Origin of the sequence: Mesorhizobium sp. M7A.F.Ca.MR.148.00.0.0 (genome assembly GCF_003997735.1) — a bacterium.
GTDB lineage: Bacteria > Pseudomonadota > Alphaproteobacteria > Rhizobiales > Rhizobiaceae > Mesorhizobium.
Genome location: NZ_RZTB01000400.1, coordinates 1 through 474, shown reverse-complemented (window position 1 = coordinate 474; position 474 = coordinate 1). Strand labels below are relative to the sequence as shown.

1 protein-coding gene is annotated in these 474 nt (G+C 59.7%); it reads left to right on the top strand.

Going from position 1 to position 474, the window contains the following annotated elements; all coding sequences use genetic code 11:
- On the top strand, positions 1-474 hold a 474-nt coding region (locus EOB49_RS34705; protein WP_164781968.1), incomplete at both ends, for a fumarate hydratase.

The following is a 474-nucleotide window of genomic DNA, read 5'->3' as shown; positions in this document are numbered from 1 at the left end:
ATCCCCTTCGGGCATCGATCGTTGCGGATCCCCTCGCTAGACGGGTCAACACCCGAGACAACACGCCGGCAGTTGTCCATGTCGACCTGGTGCAAGGTAACCAGATTGAGATCACCATCGCCGCGAAAGGCGGCGGGTCGGAGAACAAGGCACGTTTTACCACCCTCAATCCCACCGCCTCCGTTTCCGACTGGGTGGTCAATACCGTTTCGACCCTTGGCAGCGGGTGGTGTCCACCTGGACTGATCTCTGTCGGCATCGGTGGTAGCGCTGAAAAGGCGATGCTGCTGGCCAAGGAGGCCATGAACGAGCCCATCGATATGGCGGAACTGATCGCAAGGGGGGCGTCAAGCGCAGAGGAGGGGCTGCGGATTGAGCTTTATGAGCGGATCAACGCGCTTGGTATCGGCGCCCAAGGCCTTGGTGGTCTGACGACAGTCGTTGACGTCAAGGTTGCGACCTATCCTACTCATG